Annotated in this window: 20 protein-coding genes; 9 read left to right on the forward strand and 11 right to left on the reverse strand. The window is 73.7% G+C overall.

Annotated features, from left to right (window positions below):
* Nucleotides 1-40 precede the first annotated feature (40 nt).
* Nucleotides 41-439, reverse strand: a complete 399-nt coding sequence (locus I4I82_RS03975) for a cytochrome c oxidase subunit 4 (RefSeq protein ID WP_218592742.1) — start codon at nt 437-439, stop codon at nt 41-43.
* Nucleotides 440-448: 9 nt separating this feature from the next.
* The gene (gene ctaC, locus I4I82_RS03980) at nt 449-1,405 is read right to left on the reverse strand and encodes an aa3-type cytochrome oxidase subunit II (protein WP_218592741.1); all 957 of its coding nucleotides are present in this window, start codon (nt 1,403-1,405) and stop codon (nt 449-451) included.
* A gap of 162 nt (nt 1,406-1,567) precedes the next feature.
* Between ctaC and asnB the strand changes: the two genes are divergently transcribed.
* The gene (asnB, locus tag I4I82_RS03985; protein WP_218592740.1) at nt 1,568-3,487 is read left to right on the forward strand and encodes an asparagine synthase (glutamine-hydrolyzing); all 1,920 of its coding nucleotides are present in this window, start codon (nt 1,568-1,570) and stop codon (nt 3,485-3,487) included.
* Between the two features lie 66 nt (nt 3,488-3,553).
* On the forward strand, nt 3,554-4,096 hold the full coding sequence (locus I4I82_RS03990) for a dihydrofolate reductase family protein (protein WP_218592739.1): 543 nt from the start codon (nt 3,554-3,556) through the stop codon (nt 4,094-4,096).
* Nucleotides 4,097-4,099: 3 nt separating this feature from the next.
* On the opposite strand, the gene zwf is transcribed toward I4I82_RS03990, so the two are convergent.
* The 4 genes from zwf to I4I82_RS04010 form a co-directional block, all read right to left on the reverse strand.
* Entirely contained in the window at nt 4,100-5,617 is a 1,518-nt protein-coding gene (gene zwf, locus I4I82_RS03995; RefSeq protein WP_218592738.1) for a glucose-6-phosphate dehydrogenase, read from the reverse strand.
* Between the two features lie 46 nt (nt 5,618-5,663).
* Nucleotides 5,664-6,590 (reverse strand): carbohydrate kinase family protein, encoded by a 927-nt coding sequence (locus I4I82_RS04000; protein WP_218592744.1) that lies wholly within the window; start codon nt 6,588-6,590, stop codon nt 5,664-5,666.
* A gap of 128 nt (nt 6,591-6,718) precedes the next feature.
* Complete coding sequence (locus tag I4I82_RS04005; RefSeq protein WP_172160404.1) at nt 6,719-7,081, reverse strand: HesB/IscA family protein; 363 nt, start codon at nt 7,079-7,081, stop codon at nt 6,719-6,721.
* 79 nt (nt 7,082-7,160) lie between these two features.
* Nucleotides 7,161-8,255 carry a glycerate kinase family protein gene (locus I4I82_RS04010; RefSeq protein ID WP_218592737.1) on the reverse strand — a complete coding sequence of 365 codons (1,095 nt, stop codon included), beginning with the start codon at nt 8,253-8,255 and terminating at the stop codon, nt 7,161-7,163.
* Nucleotides 8,256-8,288: 33 nt separating this feature from the next.
* Here I4I82_RS04010 and I4I82_RS04015 point away from each other — a divergent pair, with 33 nt between their 5' ends.
* A complete protein-coding gene (locus tag I4I82_RS04015; RefSeq protein ID WP_218592736.1) occupies nt 8,289-8,918 on the forward strand; it encodes a DUF3043 domain-containing protein in 630 nt (209 codons plus the stop codon).
* Between the two features lie 4 nt (nt 8,919-8,922).
* Here I4I82_RS04015 and I4I82_RS04020 read toward each other — a convergent pair whose 3' ends face one another.
* Complete coding sequence (locus tag I4I82_RS04020; protein ID WP_172160398.1) at nt 8,923-9,120, reverse strand: hypothetical protein; 198 nt, start codon at nt 9,118-9,120, stop codon at nt 8,923-8,925.
* 17 nt (nt 9,121-9,137) lie between these two features.
* Here I4I82_RS04020 and I4I82_RS04025 point away from each other — a divergent pair, with 17 nt between their 5' ends.
* From I4I82_RS04025 to I4I82_RS04035, 3 genes are read left to right on the forward strand one after another with little or no spacing between them, the layout of a single operon-like run.
* On the forward strand, nt 9,138-9,659 hold the full coding sequence (locus I4I82_RS04025; protein WP_308112763.1) for a bifunctional adenosylcobinamide kinase/adenosylcobinamide-phosphate guanylyltransferase: 522 nt from the start codon (nt 9,138-9,140) through the stop codon (nt 9,657-9,659).
* Nucleotides 9,660-9,713: 54 nt separating this feature from the next.
* The gene (locus I4I82_RS04030; RefSeq protein WP_218595230.1) at nt 9,714-10,727 is read left to right on the forward strand and encodes a nicotinate-nucleotide--dimethylbenzimidazole phosphoribosyltransferase; all 1,014 of its coding nucleotides are present in this window, start codon (nt 9,714-9,716) and stop codon (nt 10,725-10,727) included.
* Nucleotides 10,724-11,452: an adenosylcobinamide-GDP ribazoletransferase gene (locus tag I4I82_RS04035; RefSeq protein WP_226369866.1), complete on the forward strand. Its 729-nt coding sequence runs from the start codon at nt 10,724-10,726 to the stop codon at nt 11,450-11,452. Before I4I82_RS04030 ends, I4I82_RS04035 begins: the two co-directional genes overlap by 4 nt.
* Before the next feature lie 88 nt (nt 11,453-11,540).
* On the opposite strand, the gene I4I82_RS04040 is transcribed toward I4I82_RS04035, so the two are convergent.
* Genes I4I82_RS04040 through I4I82_RS04050 form a run of 3 tightly spaced genes read right to left on the reverse strand, consistent with a single transcriptional unit; the run spans nt 11,541 to nt 15,011 of the window.
* On the reverse strand, nt 11,541-12,638 hold the full coding sequence (locus I4I82_RS04040) for a branched-chain amino acid aminotransferase (RefSeq protein WP_218592178.1): 1,098 nt from the start codon (nt 12,636-12,638) through the stop codon (nt 11,541-11,543).
* A 20-nt stretch (nt 12,639-12,658) separates the two neighbouring features.
* Nucleotides 12,659-13,738 (reverse strand): glycine cleavage system aminomethyltransferase GcvT, encoded by a 1,080-nt coding sequence (gcvT, locus tag I4I82_RS04045; protein WP_218592177.1) that lies wholly within the window; start codon nt 13,736-13,738, stop codon nt 12,659-12,661.
* 10 nt (nt 13,739-13,748) lie between these two features.
* On the reverse strand, nt 13,749-15,011 hold the full coding sequence (locus I4I82_RS04050; RefSeq protein WP_226369867.1) for an APC family permease: 1,263 nt from the start codon (nt 15,009-15,011) through the stop codon (nt 13,749-13,751).
* Between the two features lie 80 nt (nt 15,012-15,091).
* Between I4I82_RS04050 and I4I82_RS04055 the strand changes: the two genes are divergently transcribed.
* Entirely contained in the window at nt 15,092-16,597 is a 1,506-nt protein-coding gene (locus I4I82_RS04055; RefSeq protein ID WP_218592176.1) for a leucyl aminopeptidase, read from the forward strand.
* 132 nt (nt 16,598-16,729) lie between these two features.
* On the opposite strand, the gene I4I82_RS04060 is transcribed toward I4I82_RS04055, so the two are convergent.
* Nucleotides 16,730-17,071, reverse strand: a complete 342-nt coding sequence (locus I4I82_RS04060) for an oxidoreductase (RefSeq protein WP_218592175.1) — start codon at nt 17,069-17,071, stop codon at nt 16,730-16,732.
* A gap of 151 nt (nt 17,072-17,222) precedes the next feature.
* On the opposite strand from I4I82_RS04060, the gene lpdA reads away from it, so the two are divergent.
* Both lpdA and sucB read left to right on the forward strand, forming a co-directional pair.
* The gene (gene lpdA / locus I4I82_RS04065; RefSeq protein WP_218592174.1) at nt 17,223-18,605 is read left to right on the forward strand and encodes a dihydrolipoyl dehydrogenase; all 1,383 of its coding nucleotides are present in this window, start codon (nt 17,223-17,225) and stop codon (nt 18,603-18,605) included.
* 41 nt (nt 18,606-18,646) lie between these two features.
* Nucleotides 18,647-20,560 carry a 2-oxoglutarate dehydrogenase, E2 component, dihydrolipoamide succinyltransferase gene (gene sucB, locus I4I82_RS04070; RefSeq protein ID WP_218592173.1) on the forward strand — a complete coding sequence of 638 codons (1,914 nt, stop codon included), beginning with the start codon at nt 18,647-18,649 and terminating at the stop codon, nt 20,558-20,560.
* Nucleotides 20,561-20,628 lie beyond the last annotated feature (68 nt).

Consider the following 20,628-nt stretch of genomic DNA (forward strand, 5'->3'; position numbering starts at 1 on the left):
CCCACCCCCAGGAGGGGCAGGGCCGTCGGCGAGGAACGATCTAGTGCTCGGCGGGACGGATGTGGTACTCGAACACCAGCCCACCCACCGCCATGATCAGCATGATGCCGGCGATGACCAGCGCCCAGACGTAGAAGAACGCCAGCGAGATGCCGACGAGCGCGGCGCAGGCCGCGACCGTGATCGGCCAGTAGCTGCCGGGCGAGAAGAAGCCGACGTCACCCGCGCCGTCGGAGATCTCGGCCTCCGGGTTGTCCTCGGGACGCTCCTCCAGCCGCCGCGAGACGAACCGGAAGTAGGTGCCGACGATCAGCGTGAGGCCGCCGGTGAGGAACAGGCCCGCGACACCGACCGGCTCCTGCGCGAGCACCGCGTACACGATGCCCATCACGAAGACGGCGACGGTGACGATCTCGAAGATGCGCGACTCGACCTTCATGTCCGGACCTCAGTTCCCGGCGGCGACGGTGCCGGACGCGGTGCGCGCGGCGCGGTCGGTGTTGTACGGAACGGTGGTGGTGGCGGCCGGTGCGCAGTCGACGCCGCAGCCCAGCTCGCCCAGCGCCTCGCCCGCGGTGTAGCCCTCGCCGGTGGCCGGGTTGACCTGGCTCCGGAGGTCGAGCCAGCGGTCGAACAGGTCCTGCGGCAGCGCGCGGACCTCGAAGTTCATCTGCGAGTGGTACGTGCCGCAGAGCTCGGCGCAGCGGCCGACGAAGCTGCCCTGGCGGTCGATGCCGTCGATCTGCCAGACGTTGTCCTGGTTGTTCTTCTCCGGCAGCGGGAACACGTCGCGCTTGAAGAGGAACTCGGGGACGAAGAAGCTGTGGATGACGTCGCTCGAGGCCTGCGTGAACTGGATGCGCGACTCGGTCGGCAGCACCAGCAGCGGGATCGTCGAGCTGTCACCGAGCGTGCTCACCGGCTGCCCGTCGGGGCCCTGGGACTCGGGGTAGGTGAACTCCCAGTTCCACTGGAACCCGCGGATGTCGACCGCGAGGTCCGGGTCGGCCGTGTCGGTGTCGACGTAGTTCTGCACGTTGACGGTGAAGCCGAACAGCACCGCCACGATGACCGTCGGGATCACGGTGAACGCGATCTCCACCGGCAGGTTGTACTGCGTCTGCCGCGGCGGGCTGTCGTCGTCGCCCTTCTTCTTGCGGTGGAACGCCACCGCCCAGAACATCGCACCCCAGGTGACGGCACCGACGACGAGCGCGGCGATCGCGGACCAGGTCCACAGCTCGCGCATCGCCTCGGCCTGCGGCGTGACCCCGTTCGGCCACCCGAACCGGAGAGCCTCCTCCACCGTGCACCCGGTGGTCAGCGGTACGACCAGCGCGGCCAGGAGGGCGAGCCTGACCGCCCGTGCCCGGCCGCGGTGCGCCCCGTGCTGTGCTCGGCCCACTGCTCGCCGCCTCCCCTGCTTCTCGCTCGTGCCGACTGCCCGTCGAGGCGATGCACTTTCCGCCTTCGACCGCGCGTAGAGACTAGCCGAGCGGACGCGATCCGCGCCTGTCGGGTGCGTCGCTCGGACCGCGGCGGGCGGCCCTGGGCATACTGACCCGCTGTGTGCGGACTCCTCGGACTCCTGACCGCCGACCGCGACGCCCCGGACAGGGTGGACGCCGTCGGCGGGGCCATGACCTGTGCGCGGCACCGCGGGCCCGACGAGACGGGCACCTGGCACGACGCCGACGTGGCCTTCGGGTTCAACCGGCTGGCGATCATCGACATCGACCACTCGCACCAGCCGCTGCACTACGCGGGCGGCCGGTACACGATCGTCTTCAACGGCGAGGTCTACAACTACCTCGAGCTGCGGGCCGAGCTGGCCGCCGAGTTCGGCGCCGAGTTCGCCACCGACGGCGACACCGAGGCCGTCGTCGCGGCGTACCACCACTGGGGCCCCGACGCCGTGCGCCGCCTGCGCGGGATGTTCGCGTTCCTCATCTGGGACAGCGAGGAGCGCGTGCTGTTCGGCGCCCGCGACCCGTTCGGCATCAAGCCGCTGTTCGTCGCGAGCGGCCCGGCCGGCGTCGCGTTCGGCAGCGAGAAGAAGAGCCTGCTGGAGCTGGGCCCGGTGCTCGGGCTGTCCGGCGCCGGGGGCGTCGCCGCCGACATCGACGTCACCGCGCTGCAGCACTACGTCACGCTGCAGTACGTCCCCGAGCCCGCCACGCTGCACCGCTCGGTACGCCGCGTCGAGTCCGGCAGCCACGTCACGGTCCGTCCCGGCGGGGAGATCGAGCAGGAGCGCTACTTCACCCCGGTCCTCACCGCCGACGGCCCGACCGGCGCCCCGCTGCACCACCGCATCGCCGACGTCCTGCGCGGCTCGGTCGCCAAGCACATGCGCGCCGACGTCACGGTGGGCGCGTTCCTCTCCGGCGGCGTCGACTCCACCGCGATCGCCGTGCTCGCCAAGGAGCACAACCCCGACCTCGTCACGTTCACCACCGGCTTCGAGCGCGAGGGCTTCTCCGAGGTCGACGTGGCCTCGGAGACGGCGGCGGTGATCGGCGTCAAGCACGTCGTCCGCACCGTCTCCCCCGACGAGATGATGGACGTCCTGCCGCTCATCGTCTGGTACCTCGACGACCCGGTGGCCGACCCCGCGCTGGTGCCGCTGTGGTTCATCGCCCGCGAGGCTCGCAACCACGTCAAGGTCGTGCTCTCGGGCGAGGGCGCCGACGAGCTGTTCGGCGGCTACACGATCTACCACGAGCCGATCTCGCTGGCGCCGTTCGAGAAGGTCCCCGGCGTCCTGCGGCGGCTGCTGGGCCGCGCCTCGACCCGCCTGCCCGAGGGCACCCGCGGCAAGGACCTGCTGCGCCGCGGCGCGATCCCGCTGGAGCAGCGCTACTACGGCAACGCCCGGATCTTCCGCGACGACCAGCTCGCCGGCGTGCTGCGCCGCTACGACCCCCGCCGCTCGCACACCGACGTCACGGAGGCGCACTACGCCGCGTCGCGCGACTGGGACCCCGTCGCGCGGATGCAGCACGTCGACCTGTTCACGTGGCTGCGCGGCGACATCCTCGTCAAGGCCGACAAGATGACGATGGCCAACTCCCTCGAGCTGCGGGTGCCGTTCCTCGACCCCGAGGTGTTCGAGATCGCGCGCCACCTGCCGCGCTCGGAGAAGGTCGCGAACGGCACCACGAAGTACGCGCTGCGCCGGGCGATGGAGGGCATCGTCCCCGAGCACGTGATCCACCGGCGCAAGCTCGGGTTCCCGGTGCCGATCCGGCACTGGCTGCGCGACGAGATGTACGACTGGGCGCGCGACATCATCCGCGACTCCCAGGCCGACCACCTCGTCGACCTGGGGGCCGTGCAGCGCCTGCTCGACGCGCACCGCAGCGGCCCCGTCGACCACAGCCGCCGGGTCTGGACGCTGCTCGTGTTCCTGCTCTGGCACGGGATCTTCGTGGAGGACCGGATCCACCCGGTGATCCCGGAGCCGGTGTTCCCGGTCCGCCTCTAGACCGATGAGTCCGGCGAGGCGGCGGCGTCTCCCCTGCGACACGCAGGCAACGGCACGGAGGACACCATGAGCAGGATCATCGCCGGACTCTTCACCTCGGTCGACGGCGTCGTCGAGGACCCGCAGGACTGGCACTTCCCCTACTTCGACGACGAGGTCGGCGCCGTCGTCGGCAGCCTGATGCAGCCGCGGATGCTCCTGGGGCGCATCACCTACGCCGGCTTCGCCGAGCACTTCGCGCCGCTGGCGGGCGAGGAGTTCGCCGACCAGATGGCGGCTCCGCCGAAGTTCGTCGTCTCCTCCACGCTGGAGTCCGCGGAGTGGGGCAACGCCACGGTGCTCGGCGCCGACTGGGCCGACCGGCTCCGCGAGATCACGGCGGGCGACGGGCCCGACCTGGGCATGAGCGGCAGCGTCACCCTGATCCACTCGCTGATTGCCGAGGGTCTGCTCGACGAGCTGCACCTCATCGTGCACCCCGTCGTGGTCGGCGGCGGGCGCCGTCGGCTGTTCCCCGAGGGCACCGAGTCGTTCCCGCTCCCGGTCGCGTCGGTGACCCCGCTGAAGAACGGCTCCGTGCACGTGGTGCACACGCCCGCCACGCGCTGAGGCTCAGGGCTTGAGCTTCTCCCGCCACACCCGCTCGAACGGCAGGCGCCACGCGTGCGGGGTGATCAGCTGGTGGATCGCGTTCGGTCCCCAGCTGCCCTCGCCGTAGTGGCGCACCGGCGGCGGGTCGTTGAGCAGTGGCTGCGACCGCTCCCACAGGCTCTCGATACCCTCGGCCGTGGTGAACAGCGTGTGGTCGCCGCGCATCGCGTCGAGGATCAGGCGCTCGTAGGCCTCCAGCGTGTCGCCGGAGTGCTCGCCCTCCTGCGAGGAGAACTGCATGGAGAGCTTGTCGAGCTTCATGCCCGGGCCGGGCCGCTTGCCGTAGTAGGACAGCGACACCTTCGACTCGTCGGCCAGGTCGAACGTCAGGTGGTCCGGGCCTGCCGAGCCGACGCCGGAGTTGGCCGGGAACATCGTCCGCGGCGCCTCCTTGAACGCGATCGAGATGATCCGCTGCCCCTCGGCCATCTTCTTGCCCGTGCGCAGGTAGAACGGCACGCCGGCCCAGCGCCAGTTGTCGAGCTGGGCGTGCAGGGCGATGAAGGTCTCGGTGTCGGAGTCGCGCGCGACGCCGGGCAGCTCGCGGTAGCCGGTGAACTGCCCGCGCACGACGTGGCCGGGCAGGATCGGCAGCAGCGAGCGGAAGACCTTGTTCTTCTCCTCGCTGATCGGGCGCGGCTCCAGCGCCGTCGGCGGCTCCATCGCCACGAACGCCATCACCTGGAACAGGTGCGTGACGACCATGTCCTTGTACGCGCCGGTCGACTCGTAGAAGTTGGCGCGCTCGTCGAGACCGAGGGTCTCGGGCACGTCGATCTGGACGTGGTCGATGAAGTTGCGGTTCCAGATCGGCTCGAACAGCCCGTTGGCGAAGCGCAGCGCGAGGATGTTCTGCGCCGCCTCCTTGCCCAGGAAGTGGTCGATGCGGAAGATCTGCTCCTCGGCGAACGTCTCGTGCACCTCGTCGTTGAGGGCGACGGCGCTGGCCAGGTCGGTGCCGAACGGCTTCTCCATCACCACGCGCGAGCGCTCGACGAGCTTGGCCTGGTCGAGCATCGTGATGACGTCGAGCGCGGCCTTGGGCGGCACGCTCAGGTAGTGCAGGCGGCGCGAGGTCTCGTCGAGCTGCTCCTCGGCCTCCGCGACGGCCTGCGCGAGCGCCTCGGGACCCGCGGTCACCGGGACGTAGCGCAGGTTGCCGGCGAAGGCGTCCCACTGCTCCGGGGTCGGCTTGTGCGTGCCGAACTCGAAGACGGCCTGGCGGGCGAACGCGCGGAAGTCGTCGTCGCTCATCTCCTCCAGCGACGAGCCGACCACGCGGATCGACGGAGCCAGCGCCGACGCCGCGAGGTGGGTGAGGCCCGGCAGCAGCTTGCGCCGCGCGAGGTCGCCCGTGGCGCCGAACAACACCACGACGTGCGGCGCGATCAGCTCCGAGCCGGGCCCGTAGGGCCTGGAGCCGGTGGCGGGGTACGCGATCGTCTGGGGGCGGTGATCGGACACGCGGTCATCCGGCATGCGGGCATCCTGCCACCCCCGAGGGGGCGGCAGCACGTCCGGCAGGTTACGCGGGGAGCACCGGTTCGATGTCGGCGGCGGCGTCGGGGCCGTAGGCGTCGCGCAGGCGCTCGAGCCCGAGCGCGCGGTCCCACGTCCACTCCTGGCCGCCGTCGTTCTCCAGCACCTGCACCGCGATCAGCGAGCCGAGCTGCGCGGCCCGCTCCAGCGACAGCCCGCCCTCGGTGGCCGCGAGGAAGCCGGCGCGGAAGGCGTCGCCGACGCCGGTGGGGTCGACCTTGCCGGTCTCGGGCACGACGCCGATCTTGAGCTCGCCGACCTCGCGGCCGGAGATCTGGACGCCGTGCTCGCCGAGGGTGGTGATCCGGATGTCGATGCGCTCGGCGACCTGGGCCTCGGTCCAGCCGGTCTTCTGCTGGAGCAGCTCCCACTCGTAGTCGTTCGTCATGAGGTAGCGGGCGCCCTCGACGAGCTGCCGGATGCCGTCGCCGTCCATGCGCGCGACCTGCTGCGAGACGTCCGCGGCGAACGGCTTGCCCGCGTCGCGGCACTCGCCGGTGAGCTGCACCATCGCACCCGGGTCGCTGGCCCCGATGAGGACGAGGTCGACGCGGTCGGTGAACGAGTCGAGGTGGATCTGCCCCGAGCGGGCCATGGCGCCGGTGTAGAACGAGCCGATCTGGCGCATGTCGTCGTCGGTGGTGCAGACGAAGCGCGCGGTGTGCACGTCGTCGCACACCAGGACGGCCGAGCAGTCGACGCCGTGGCTCTCCAACCATTCGCGGTACTCGGCGAAGTCGGCCCCGACGGCGCCCACCAGCAGCGGCGACTGGCCGAGCACGCCCAGCCCGAACGCGATGTTGCCGGCCGAGCCGCCCTTCTTGATGACGAGCTCGTCGACCAGGAAGCTCAGCGACATCCGGTCGAGCTGGTCGACGACCATCTGGTCGGCGAACCGCCCCGGGAAGTGCATGAGGTGGTCGGTGGCGATGGATCCGGTCACGGCGATGGGCACGAGAGGGCACCCTACCTGCCCCGGACGCACGCGACCCGGTCGCGCAGAGCGACCGGGTCCCGGGTGGAGCGGTGTGCGACCGAGTGTCAGTTGAACGAGTCGCCGCAGGCGCAGGAGCCGCCGGCGTTCGGGTTGTCGATCGTGAAACCCTGCTTCTCGATGCTGTCGACGAAGTCGATGACAGCACCCTCGAGGTACGGCGCGCTCATCCGGTCGACCCCGACCTTGAGGCCGTGGTAGTCGCGGAACAGATCGCCGTCCAGCGAGCGGTCGTCGAAGAACAGCTGGTAGCGCAGGCCGGCGCAGCCACCGGGCTGCACGGCGATGCGGAGGTGCATGTCGTCGCGGCCCTCCTGCTCCAGCAGCGTGCGGGCCTTCAGGGCGGCGGCGTCGGTGAGCTCGACGGCGTGAGTCTCGGTCGCCGGTGTGACGGTGTTCTCGACGGTCATGGCTCTCCCAACAACGAACGGTGCGGTGCGCATTCCAGTGTAGGCCCACCGGACGCCGAGATGCGCGCAGTGACGACCCTCACCTGCTCCACTGCCGCGCCACGCGCGCGGCGAGCGCCGACAGGGTGCCGGCGGGGTCGGCCATCGACGCCTCGACGCCGCCCGCGTCCTCGGCCACCGAGTAGGCGGAGTCGACGCCGGCCGCGCCCGCCTCGCGCCGCCCGACCGACACCTGCCCGGCCAGCACCAGGCACGGGATCCCCCGGTCGGCGGCGCCCCGGGCGACGGTGGTGACGAGCTTGCCGCGCAGCGACTGCCAGTCGAAGCTGCCCTCGCCGGTGACGGCCAGGTCGGCCGCGTCGAGCGCGGCGTCGAGCCCGACCAGCTCGCGCACCAGCCCCGCCCCCGACACCCGCCGCGCACCCAGCGCCAGCAGCGCCGCGCCCAGACCGCCCGCGGCGCCGGCGCCCGGCTCGTCGCGGACGTCGCGCGGGAGGAGGTCGGCGAACCGCGCGAGCACGCCGTCGAGCTCGGCGACCGCGGCGTTGTCGGCGCCCTTCTGCGGGCCGAACACCGCGGCGGCGCCGTGCGGGCCGAGCAGGGGGTTGTCGACGTCGGCGGCCGCGACGAGCGCGATCCCGCCCAGGTCCGGCATGCCGGTGAGGCGGGCCGCCCCGGCGGGCGCGCCGTCGGGCACCGGCTCCCCCGCCGCGTCCAGCGCGACGGCGCCGAGCGCGGCGAGCATCCCCGCGCCACCGTCGGTGGTGGCCGAGCCGCCCAGCCCGACGACGACCTCCGTGACGCCCGCGTCGCGCGCGTCGGCGACGAGCTCCCCCACGCCGCGGGTGCTCGCGCGGCGCGCCGTGGCCGGCGTCCGGTCGGTCACGAGGTGCAGCCCGCACGCAGCGGCCGACTCCACGTACGCGACGCCGTCGAGCTCCAGCCAGCGCGCGTCGACGGGGTCACCGAGCGGACCGGTGACCGCCAACTCGTGCCAGGTGCCCCCGCGCGCGGCGTGCAGGACGTCGACGAAGCCCGTGCCGCCGTCGGCGAGCGGGAGCAGCGTCAGCTCGTCGTCGGGCGCGGCCGTGCGCCAGCCCGCCTCGATCGCCCGGGCCGCCGCCGTGGCGCTGAGCGTTCCGCCGAACGAATCCGGAGCCACGACCACCCGCACGACGGCGACACTAGTGGGCCGTAGGCTGGGCCTGTGAGGTTCCTCCGCTCCCAGCCCGCCGACGACGCCACCGACAACGCATCCTCCGGCGCGCCCACGACCGGGCCGGAGACGGTCCGCGTCGGCGGCAAGGGACGCCCCACCCCCAAGCGGCGCGAGGCCGAGACCAAGCGCCGCGGCCCGGCGCCGCCCCCGCCGCGCACCCAGCGAGAGGCCTCGAAGCTGGCGCGGGCCAACCGCCCGGACAAGTCGGTGCGCCGCGCCGAGGCCGCCGAGCGCCGCGAGCGCATGGCCGCTGGCGACGAGAAGTTCCTCATGCCGCGCGACCGCGGGCCGGTCAAGGCGTTCGTCCGCGACGTCGTCGACTCCCGGCCGCACCTCATGGGCCTGTTCATGCCGCTGGCCATCATCGTGGTGCTCTCGCTGCTGGTGCCGATCCCGCAGGTGCAGTCCTACCTGAGCCTGTTCAGCCTCATCGCGCTCACCACGATGATCATCGAGGGCATCTTCCTCGGCGCCACGATCACCAAGAAGGCCCGCACCCGCTTCCCGGACGAGAAGATCAGCGGGCTGGGCACGGGCTGGTACGCCTTCACCCGGGCGTCGCAGCTGCGGCGGCTGCGGATCCCGAAGCCGCGGGTCGAGCGGGGCGCGAACCCGTAGGGGCTCAGCCCTCCTGCAGGCTCATCGGGCCGTAGACCTCGGCGTCGCCGTCGAGGAGCACCACCGCGTCGACGCCCGACGCGCGCAGCTCCTCCCACGTCGAGCCGAACCAGTCCTCGGCCTCCTGCTGGTCGGCGAACTCCTCGTCGGGTCCGTCGATCTCCGCCGCCTGCGCGTCCAGATACCTCCACCGGAATGCCACGGGCCTATCGTGCACCGGTGATCACGCTGGTGCTCGGCGGCACGCGGTCGGGCAAGTCCGGGTACGCGGAGCACCTGCTCCCCGCCGACGCCCCCGTGCGCTACCTCGCCACCGCCGCCCGCCGTCCGGGCGACGCCGAGTGGGACGCCCGCCTCGACGCCCACCGCGCCCGCCGCCCCCCGGCGTGGGAGACGGTGGAGTCGCCCGACGTCCCCGCGCTCGTGCGGGCCGGCGGCGGGCCGCTGCTCGTCGACGACCTCGCCACCTGGCTCACCGGCGTCCTCGACGACACCGGCGCCTGGGACTCCCCCACGGCCCCCCCGGCCGTCGCCGAGCGGGTCGCCGCGCTGGTCGACGCCGTCGCGGCCGCCCCGGGCCGGGTGGTGCTGGTGTCGGCCGAGGTGGGGCTGGGGGTGGTGCCGGCCACCCGCTCGGGCCGGGTGTTCCGCGACGAGCTCGGGGCCCTGAACGCCGCCCTCGCGGCGGTGGCGGACGAGGTGGTCCTGCTGGTGGCAGGGCTGACGCTGCGGCTGAAGTAGCGCCGGACCCACCCCCACCCGCACCCCCCGGGGCCCGACCGCTAGGAAGACGTCGTGGACATCCCCGCGATCACCCCGCCCGACGCCGAGGCACAGCGGGCCGCCGTCGCCCGGCACGCCGAGCTCGCCGTGCCGCTGGGCGGGCTGGGCCGGCTCGCCGAGCTCGGCTGCTGGCTCGCCGCCGCCCAGGGCACCTGTCCGCCGCTCCCGCCCGCACGGGCCCGGGTGCTGGTGGTGGCGGCCGACCACGGCATCGCCGCGGCCGGGGTGTCGCGCTTCTACCCGGGCGCGACGCCCGCGCAGGTGCGGTCGGTGCGCGAGCACACCGCGCCGGTGTCGGTGCTGGCGCCGGTGAGCGGGGCCTCCATCCGGGTGATCGACGTCGGCCTCGACCACGAGTCCACCGACCCGCACCACGTCCGCCGCGGCTCCGGTCGCATCGACGTCGAGGACGCGCTGACCGCCGAGGAGGCCGAGCGGGCGCTGGCGGCGGGACGGGCGGTCGTCGACGAGGAGGTCGACGCCGGGGCGGACCTGCTGATCCCCGCCTCGCTCGGGGTCGGCGCCACCACGGCGGCCTCGACGCTGGTCAGCGCGCTGACCGGCGTGGAGCCGGTGGCGGTGATCGGGCGCGGCAGCGGCATCGACGACCACGCCTGGATGCGCAAGGCCGCCGCCGTCCGCGACGCCCTGCGCCGCGCCCGTCCGCACGTCCGCGACCCGCTCGCGCTGCTGCGCACCGCCGGCGGCGCCGACCTCGCCGCGCTCACCGGGATCCTGGTGCAGGCCGCGGTCCGCCGGACGCCGGTGCTCGTCGACGGGCTCGTCGTGGGCGCGGCCGCGATGGTCGCCGACGAGCTCGCTCCCGGCGCCCGCGAGTGGTGGCAGGTGGCGCAGGGCTCCCCCGAGCCCGCGATGGTGCTGGTCCTGGAGCACCTGAAGCTCCCGCCCGTGCTCGAGCTCGACATGCGCACCGTCGACGGCACGGGGGGCGTGACCGTCCTGCCGCTGCTGCAGATGGCGGCCCGGCTGCTGGCCGAGACCGCCACCGTGACCGACCTGGCGTGAGGGGCCTGGCCCTCGCGCTGAGCTGGCTGACGGTCCTGCCGGTCCGCACCGGCGCCCCCGGCGCGCGCACCGCGGCGGCGGCGATCCGCTGGGCGCCACTGGTCGGCGGGCTGCTCGGCGCCGCGGCGGGCGGGATCGTGCTCGGGCTGACGGCGCTGGGGGTCGTGCCGCTGGTCGCGGGCCTGCTCGCCGTCGGGTTCCTGGCCCTGGCCACCCGCGGCATGCACCTCGACGGTCTGGCCGACACCGCCGACGGCCTGGGCTGCTACGGCCCGCCCGAGCGCGCGCTCGCCGTGATGCGCGATGGCGGGGCGGGTCCGTTCGGCGTCGTCGCGCTCGTCGTCGTGCTCGGGGTGCAGGCCGCGGCGCTGGCGGCCGTGCCCGATCCGCTGCTCGTCGCTCTGGCCACCGCCTCGGGCCGCGCCGGGTTCGGCTGGGTGTGCCGGCGGGGCGTGCCCGCCGCGCGCCCGGGCGGGCTGGGCGCGACGGTGGCCGGCTCGCAGCCGTGGTGGGTTCCGGTGCTGTGGTGGGCGGCGCTGGCCGGGGCCGGGTTCGCGCTCGCGGGCGTCCGCGGGGTGCTGGCGGTGGCGCTGGGCGCGGGGCTGGTGGCCCTGCTGTCGTGGCACACCGCCCGCCGTTTCGGAGGCATGACCGGCGACGTGCTCGGCGCCGCGACCGAACTCGCGACGACCGTCGCGCTCGTCCTGCTCACCGCCGGACGCTGACGCCGAGGGGGCCCAGACGCGATGGGCGCTGACGCGCCCTCGTGAGTGGCGATCGTGGCCCTGGCCACGATCGCCACTCACGGGCGCGTCAGCGCACCAGCGTGCGCATCCAGCTGTGGGTGTCGGGCGCCGTGCCGCGCTGGATCCGGGTGAGCAGGTCGCGCAGCTTCATCGTGACCGGCCCGGGGCTGCCCCCGCCGACAACGACCTCGCCGTCGTTGTGCTTGACCTTCCCGACCGGCGTGATCACCGCCGCCGTGCCGCACGCGAAGACCTCGGTGATCGCGCCGCTCGCGCAGCCGGTGAGCCACTCCTCGGCGGAGATCCTGCGCTCGGTCACCTCGCAGCCGAGCTCCTTGGCCAGCACGAGCAGCGAGTCGCGGGTGATGCCGGGCAGGATCGAGCCGCTGAGCTCGGGCGTGACGACCTCGACCGACTCGCCGGAGCCGAAGACGTAGAACAGGTTCATCCCGCCCATCTCCTCGACCCACCTGTGCTCGGCGGCGTCGAGGTAGGCGACCTGCGCGCACCCGTGCTCGGTGGCCTGGGCCTGCGGCAGGAGCGACGCGGCGTAGTTGCCGCCGCACTTCGCGGTGCCGGTGCCGCCCACCGCGGCGCGGGTGTAGTCGGTGCACAGCCACACGTTCACCGGCTGCACACCGCCCGGGAAGTAGGCGCCCGCGGGCGAGGCGATGAGGACGTAGAGGTACTCCGCCGACGGCCGGACGCCCAGCCCGACCTCGGTGGCCAGCATGAACGGCCGCAGGTACACCGACTCCTCGCCGCCCGCCGGCGGCACCCAGGCCCGGTCGGCGGACAGCAGCTCGCTCAGCGAGGCGAGGAACAGCTCGTCGGGCAGCTCCGCCATCGCCAGCCGCGACGCCGACGCCCGGAAGCGCGCCGCGTTGGCCTCGGGCCGGAACGACGCCACCGAGCCGTCGGGCTGCTGGTAGGCCTTCAGCCCCTCGAAGATCTCCTGCCCGTAGTGCAGCACCATCGACGCCGGGTCGAGCAGCAGCGGGCCGTAGGGCACGACCGACGGCGTGTGCCAGCCCTTCTCGGCGGTCCACGGGATCGTCACCATGTGGTCGGTGAAGTGCCGCCCGAAACCGGGGTCGGCGACGATCGCGGCGCGCCGCTCCTCCGGCACCGGTGACGGGTGGGGGGTGCGGGAGAACTCGGTCATGGCCGAGACGGTAGCAAGACTCAGCGCACGTGTGACGCGACGAACGGCGGCTTGACGACCGCGCACTCCAGCGCCCGCCCGCGCACGTCGACGGCGACGCTGTCGTCGAGTCCGACACCCGACGCGGTGTCGATCAGCGCGAGCGCGATCCCGCACTTCAGGGTGGGTGAGAAGGTGCCGGACGTGGTGACGCCGACGCGCTCGCCGTCGCGCAGGACGTCCATCCCCGCACGGGGTACGCCGCGCCCGGTGGCCCGCAGCCCGCGCAGCCGCCGCACCGGTCCGGCCGCCTTCTCCGCGACCAGCGCGTCCCGGCCGCGGAAGGCCTCCTTGTCCCAGCCGACGGCCCAGCCGCTGCCCGCCTGCACCGGGGAGATGTCGACGGACAGGTCCTGCCCGTGCAGCGGGTAGCCCATCTCGGTGCGCAGCGTGTCGCGGGCGCCGAGCCCGCACGGCCGCGCACCCGCGGCGACGAGGGAGTCCCACACCGCGCCCGCGCCGTCGGCCGGCACGAGCAGCTCGTAGCCGCGCTCGCCTGTGTAGCCGGTGCGGCAGACGCGCACGGCGCCCGCGTCGGTCGTGGCCACGTCGGCGAACGCCATGTAGTCCAGCGCGGGCGCGTCGGGCAGCACGGCGTCGACGCCGGGGCCCTGCACGGCGAGCACCGCGAGGTCGCGGTGCCGGTCGGTGACGGTGACGCCCGTGGGCGCCCCGGCCCGCAGGATCTCGGCCACGGCGGCCGCGTTGGCCGCGTTCGGCACGGCCAGCACCTCCTCGGGCCCGACGAGGTACACGATGACGTCGTCGACGACCCCGCCCTCCTCGGTGCAGCAGAGCGTGTACTGCGCCTGCCCGGGCCCGATCCTGCGCAGGTCCGCGGTGAACACGCGGTTCACCAGGTCGGCCGCGCCGGGGCCGGTGATCGCGAGCTTGCCGAGGTGGCTGACGTCGAACACGCCGACGCCCTCGCGCACCGCGGTGTGCTCGGCGACGGTGCCGTCGGGGTAGGACAACGGCATCGACCACCCCCCGAAGGCGCCGAGGGTCGCGCCGAGGGCGAGGTGGCGGTCGTGCAGCGGGCTGGTGAGGAGGTCGTCCACTCCCGCGACGCTACCGGGAGCGCTCGCCGCCCAGCACCGTGACGAGCATCCAGCCGATGCCCAGCACCACGACCGTCATGAGGACCTGCAGCACGGGCAGCAGCGCGGCGAGGGCGAGGCACAGCACGAAGCCGGTCCAGGACGTCCACATCGGCCAGCGCCGCTCGTCGGGGCGCAGGCGCAGGGCGGCGAGGTTGATCACCGCGTAGTAGACGAGCACCGAGCACGCCGAGAGCGCGATGGCCGCGGCCGGACCGGCGAGCACGGCGATGACGGCGGCGACGGCACCGCCCGCGAGGTCGGCCCGCCACGGGGTGCCGCGGCGCCCGATCACGGCCAGCGCGGCGGGCAGCTCGTCGCGCCGGGCCATCGCCAGGCCCGTGCGGCTGACCCCGACCAGCACCGACAGCAGCGCCGACCCCGCCGCGACGGCCGCGCCGACGCGCACGAGCACGCCCAGCGAGGGCGAGGGCCCTGTGTCGACGAGCGTCACCAGCGGCGTCGTCTCGATGGCGAGCCGGTCGATGCCCAGCCCGATGATCAGCGAGATCCCGACGAGCAGGTAGGTCACCAGCGCGATCGCCAGCGCGACCTCGATGGCGCGGCGCAGCGTGCGCGAGGGGTCGCGGACCTCCTCCCCCAGCGTCGCGATGCGCGCGTACCCGGCGAAGGCGAAGAACAGCAGCCCGGCCGCGGTGAACGCCCCCAGCGGCCCGCCGGCCACCGGTTCGGGGACCTCCTCCGTGGGCACCGCGGCCACGACCGCCGCGTCGTCGCCGGCCCCGAGCAGGCCGCTGACGACGACGAGCGCGAGCACCGCCAACGTGCCGCCCACCAGGGCGTACGCGCTGGTGGCCGTCCAGCGCACGCCGGCGGTGTTCAGCCCCGTGACGACCAGGATGACGACGACGGCGGCCACCACCGGCTGCGACGGCAGCACGTAGCTGCCGAACACCCCCGCCGCCGCGGCGGCCGAGGACGTCTTGCCCGCGAGGAACGCCACCCCCGCGAGCCGGCCGGCACCGGGCGCGAGCCGCTCCCTGCCGTAGACGTAGCCGCCGCCGCTCTCGGGGTGCGCGACGGCGAGGTCGGAGGTGGAGCCCGCGTTGCAGGTGGCGACCACCGCGGCGAGGACGACGGCCACCAGCAGCCACGGACCGGCCGCCGCCGCGGCGGGCCCCCAGACGGCGAAGACGCCCGTGCCGAGCATCGCCGCGAGGCCGAGGACCACCGCGTCGGTGGTCCCCAGGCGTCTCTGCACACTCTCGGGCACCGCGACACGATGTCATCCGCCCCTGCCGACCGGACGACCGCGGCGGTGTCATTAGCATCTCGAAGAGGTCTCACCCGCCCATGATCGAGAGGAACCCCGTGCCCACGGAACTGCAGCTCGGCAGCGGCGACCCCGCCTCCGCCACCGTCGACGCCGTCGTGATCGGCGTGCTCGCCGGCGACGGCACCCCGGTCCTGGCCCCCGGCTCCGCGGAGATCGACTCGGCCTTCGACGGCGGGCTCGCCGAGCTGCTCGCGGTGGCCGGCGCGTCCGGCAAGGCCGAGGAGGTCGTGCGGATCCCGACCCGCGGGACGATCACCGCGCCGCTGCTCGTGGCCGTCGGCCTGGGTCCGGTCGACGACGGCGCGCAGCCCGGCGCCGACGCCGTGCGCCGCGCCTCCGGGGCGGCCGCCCGCTCGCTCGCCGGCACCGGGCACGCCCTGTCGACACTGGGCCGGCTCGACCTCGCCGCGGCCGCCGAGGGCACCCTGCTCGGCGCGTACTCCTTCACCGAGTACCGCAGCAACGGCGGCGGCAAGCCCGCCGTCGGGCGGGTCTACCTGCTCTCGGACGCCGACGACGCCGACGACGCCCTCCGCGTCGCCTCCGCGGTGGCCACGGCCGTCACCACGGCGCGCGACCTCGTCAACACCCCGCCCAACGACCTCTACCCCGCCTCCTTCGCCGACCGGGCCGTGGCGCTGGCCGAGGCGGCGGGCGTCGAGGTCGAGGTGCTCGACGAGACCGCGCTCGCCGAGGGCGGCTTCGGCGGCGTACTCGGCGTCGGCCAGGGTTCCTCGCGCAAGCCGCGCCTCGTGCGCCTGAGCTGGCCGGGCGGGGAGTCGCCGCGCGCGAAGGTCGCGCTCGTCGGCAAGGGCATCACGTTCGACACCGGCGGCATCTCGATCAAGCCCGCCGCGAACATGGACCAGATGACCTCCGACATGGGCGGGGCCGCCGCCGTCATCGCGACGACGGTGCTGGCCGCGCAGCTCGGGCTGCCGGTGGCCGTCACCGCGACCGTGCCGATGGCCGAGAACATGCCGTCCGACACCGCCTACCGGCCCGGCGACGTCCTGCGCATGTACGGCGGCACGACCGTCGAGGTGCTCAACACCGACGCCGAGGGCCGACTGATCCTGGCCGACGCGATCGCGCGCGCCGCCGAGGACGGCCCCGACTATCTCGTGGAGACCTCCACGCTGACCGGCGCGCAGCAGGTCGCGCTCGGGATGCGCACCGCGGGTGTCATGGGCAGCGAGGAGCTGCGCGACCGCGTCGCGGGGCACGCGCAGGCCACGGGCGAGGGCGGCTGGGCGATGCCGCTGCCCGAGCACCTGCGGGCCGACCTCGACTCCCGCGTCGCCGATCTGGCCAACGTCTCCGGCACCCGCTGGGGCGGCATGCTCGTGGCCGGGGTGTTCCTCTCGGAGTTCGTGCCCGAGGGCCTGCAGTGGGCGCACATCGACATCGCCGGCCCCAGCTTCCACTCCGGCGGCCCCTACGGCTACACGGCCAAGGGCGGCACCGGCGTCCCGGTCCGCACGCTGTTCGCCCTGCTCAGCGACATCGCCGAGAACGGCTGACCCCACCCCGCGAGTTCGCCACCCGCGCCCGGCGAGTTCGCCGTCGGGTCCGGCGAGTTCGCCGGAGAACGGACAACTTGCCGTGCGCCCGCGGCAAACTCGCCGGGTAGGATCCGCCAGCTCGCCGGGGTCCTAGAGGGCCTCGCGGCGGGCGCGCTCCCGCCGGATCCGCTCCCGGGCGTCGTGGTCGCGCATGCGCTGCGGGTAGCCCATGAGCTGGGTGTCGTACACCGGCATCCTCAGCGACTTCCCCAGCTTCTTCGCCGCGTCCGGCCCGGACACCCGCCGCCGGGTCCACGCCCCGTCCTTGTCGACCAGCAGCACGGTCGTGCCCGTGACCGCGGTGCGCGGCTCGACGAACGCCTCGACGCCCTCGTGCGCGGCGAACCACTCGCGCAGGTGCGCCTCGTCCTCGCGGCCCCCGGTGCGCGTCGTGCCCGCGCGCCGCCCCCGCAACCTGTCCAGCAGACCCATCCGGCCCACCTCCCGCACCCCCAACGCGCGGGGGTGCCGATTCTCTCCCGGCCCGATCGGACCAGGCCCCACACGGGCGCGCCCGTGATGACAAGATGGGAAGCAGGCGGCGTGACATGCCGCGATACCTGACTTCGATAGGGAGTGTTTCGTGCCCGAGCACAACGCGGACCTGGTGATCCTCGGCGGCGGGTCGGGCGGATACGCCTGCGCGCTGCGCGCTGCGGAGCTGGGGATGTCGGTGGTGCTGATCGAGAAGGACAAGCTGGGCGGGACCTGCCTGCACTACGGCTGCATCCCCACCAAGGCCCTGCTGCACGCGGCCGAGGTCGCCGACTCCGCCCGCGAGGGCGAGCGCATCGGCGTGCGGAGCACCTTCGACGGCATCGACATGGCGGGCGTGAACTCCTACAAGGACGGCGTGATCGCCAAGCTCTACAAGGGACTGCAGGGGCTCGTGAAGTCCCGCAAGATCACCCTGGTGGACGGCACGGGGCGCTTCGAGGGCCCGACCAGCGTGGTCGTGGGTGACGACCGGTACGTCGGCAAGAAGGTCGTGCTGGCCACCGGCAGCTACGCCAAGTCGCTCCCCGGCCTCGACATCGGCGGCCGGATCGTCACCTCCTACGAGGCGATCCACCTCGACGAAGCCCCCAAGCGGGTCGTCGTCCTCGGCGGCGGCGTCATCGGCGTCGAGTTCGCCAGCGTGTTCAAGAGCTTCGGCGCCGACGTCACCATCGTCGAGGCGCTGCCGCACCTGGTACCCAACGAGGACGAGTTCGCGTCCAAGGCCCTGGAGCGCGCGTTCCGCAAGCGCAAGATCACCTTCAAGACCGGTGTGAAGTTCACCGGCGCCAAGCAGACCGACGACGCCGTCACGGTGTCGCTGGAGTCGGGCGAGGAGATCGAGGCCGACCTGCTGCTCGTCGCCATCGGCCGCGGCCCCAACACCGCCAACGCCGGCTACGAGGAAGCGGGCGTCGAGATGGAGCGCGGGTTCGTCCTCACCGACGAGCGGCTGCGCACCAACCTGGAGAACGTCTACGCGCTCGGCGACATCGTCCCCGGCCTGCAGCTCGCGCACCGCGGCTTCGCCCAGGGCATCTTCCTCGCCGAGGACATCGCGGGCCTCAACCCGCCGGTGCTCGACGAGGCCGGCATCCCCCGCGTCACCTACTGCGAGCCCGAGGTGGCGTCGGTCGGCCTCACCGAGCCGCAGGCCAAGGAGAAGTACGGGGAGGTCGAGACGCTCGTCTACGACCTCGCCGGCAACGGCAAGTCGCAGATCCTGCAGACCCAGGGTGCGATCAAGCTGGTCAAGGCGGGCGGCAAGGGCACCGAGGGGCCGGTCGTCGGCATCCACATGGTCGGCGCCCGCGTCGGCGAGCTCATCGGCGAGGCCCAGCTGGTCTACAACTGGGACGCCCAGGCCGAGGACGTCGCCGCCCTGATCCACGCGCACCCCACCCAGAACGAGGCCTTCGGCGAGGCGTTCCTGGCCCTCGCCGGCAAGCCCCTGCACAGCCACTCCTGACCGCTCCCCCGAACCGCGTAGAAGAAGGAGCCCCGAGAGCCATGGCGTTCTCCGTCCAGATGCCCGCGCTCGGTGAGAGCGTCACCGAGGGCACCGTCACCCGCTGGCTCAAGCAGGAGGGTGACCGGGTCGAGGTCGACGAGCCGTTGCTCGAGGTCTCCACCGACAAGGTCGACACCGAGATCCCGTCCCCCGCGGCGGGCGTGCTGCAGCGCATCGTCGCCGGCGAGGACGAGACGGTCGAGGTCGGCGGCGAGCTGGCCGTGATCGGCGACGGCGACGACTCCGGCAGCGACGACTCCGGCAGCGACGACTCCGACGGGCAGTCCTCCTCCGACGACGGCGGCGACACCCCGGCCGAGTCGGCCGTCGAGGCGCCCGCGGAGGAGGAGCCGGTTGACGACGAGCCCGCCTCGCCGCCCAATCAGGCCGAGGAGCCCGCGGAGAAGCCGCAGGCGTCGACGAAGCCGAGCGGCTCGGGCGGCGGCACGGCGATCACCATGCCGGAGCTGGGCGAGAGCGTCACCGAGGGCACGGTCACGCGGTGGCTCAAGGAGGTCGGCGACGAGGTCGCGGTCGACGAGCCGCTGCTCGAGGTCTCCACCGACAAGGTCGACACCGAGATCCCCTCGCCGATCGCCGGCACGCTGCTGGAGATCACGGCGGCCGAGGACGAGACCGTCGAGGTCGGCGGCCAGCTCGCCCTCATCGGCGACGCGTCGGAGGCCCCCGCGGAGGAGCCGGCCGCCGAGCCGGAGCCCGAGGAGCCGAAGAAGGAGCAGCCCGAGCAGGAGCAGCGGGAGGAGCCCGAGCCGGCCGACGCCCCCAAGGCCGAGGCCCCGAAGTCGGGCACCGACGGCGGCACGGCGCAGGTCGAGGAGAAGGCCGAGCGCGAGGAGGTCGCCTCCGAGCTGCCCTCACGCCCCGACTCCGGCAGCAGCTCCGGCGGCGGCTCCAGCAGCAACGGCACCGGCGACGCCCCCACCGGTGCGCCCTACGTCACGCCGCTGGTCCGCAAGCTCGCCGCCGAGCACGACGTCGACCTCTCGACGATCACCGGCTCGGGCGTCGGCGGGCGCATCCGCAAGCAGGACGTCCTGGCCGCCGCCGAGGCCGCCGCACCGGAGCCGGAGCCCGCCGCACCGGCCGCCGCGTCCCCGGCCGCCGCGCCCTCCTCGGGCGGCGCGCCCAATGCCCCGACCACGGTCCCCAAGGCCGCGGCGAACGCGCCGGAGCCGGGCACGACGGTGAAGCTGCCGCGCCTGCGCCAGGTCATCGCGAAGCGGATGAGCGAGTCGCTCGCGGTGTCGGCGCAGCTCACGACCGTGCAGCAGGTCGACGTCACCCGCATCGCCAGGCTGCGGGCGAAGGCGAAGGCGGAGTTCGAACGCCGCGAGGGCGTCAAGCTCACCTACCTGCCGTTCTTCGCGAAGGCCACCGTGGAGGCGCTCAAGGCGTTCCCGCAGGTCAACGCGTCGATCAGCGAGGACGGCAAGGAGGTGACCTACCACGGCGGCGTGCACCTCGCCATCGCGGTCGACACCCCCCGCGGCCTGCTCGTGCCCGTGATCAAGAACGCCGAGGACCTCAACCTCGCCGGTCTCGCGCGCAAGATCGCCGACGTGGCGGCCCGCACGCGCGACAACAAGATCGGCCCGGACGAGCTCTCCGGCGGCACGTTCACCATCACCAACATCGGCAGCGCCGGTGCGCTCTTCGACACACCGATCATCAACCAGCCGCAGGTCGCCATCCTCGGCACGGGCGTGATCACGAAGCAGCCGATGGTGATCACCGGCACCGACGGCGACGACGTCATCGCGGTCCGGTCGGTCTGCTACCTGCCGATGACCTACGACCACCGCCTGGTCGACGGCGCCGACGCCGGACGCTTCGTCTCCGCGATCAAGGCGCGGCTCGAGGAGGGCGCGTTCGAGGCCGACCTGGGTCTGTAGACGGCCGGTCACACCGGGGGCGCGCGATCAGGGGACACCCCGGGTCGCGCGCCCTCGGACGTTCGGCG

The organism is Pseudonocardia oceani (genome assembly GCF_019263585.2).
Lineage (GTDB): Bacteria > Actinomycetota > Actinomycetes > Mycobacteriales > Pseudonocardiaceae > Pseudonocardia > Pseudonocardia oceani.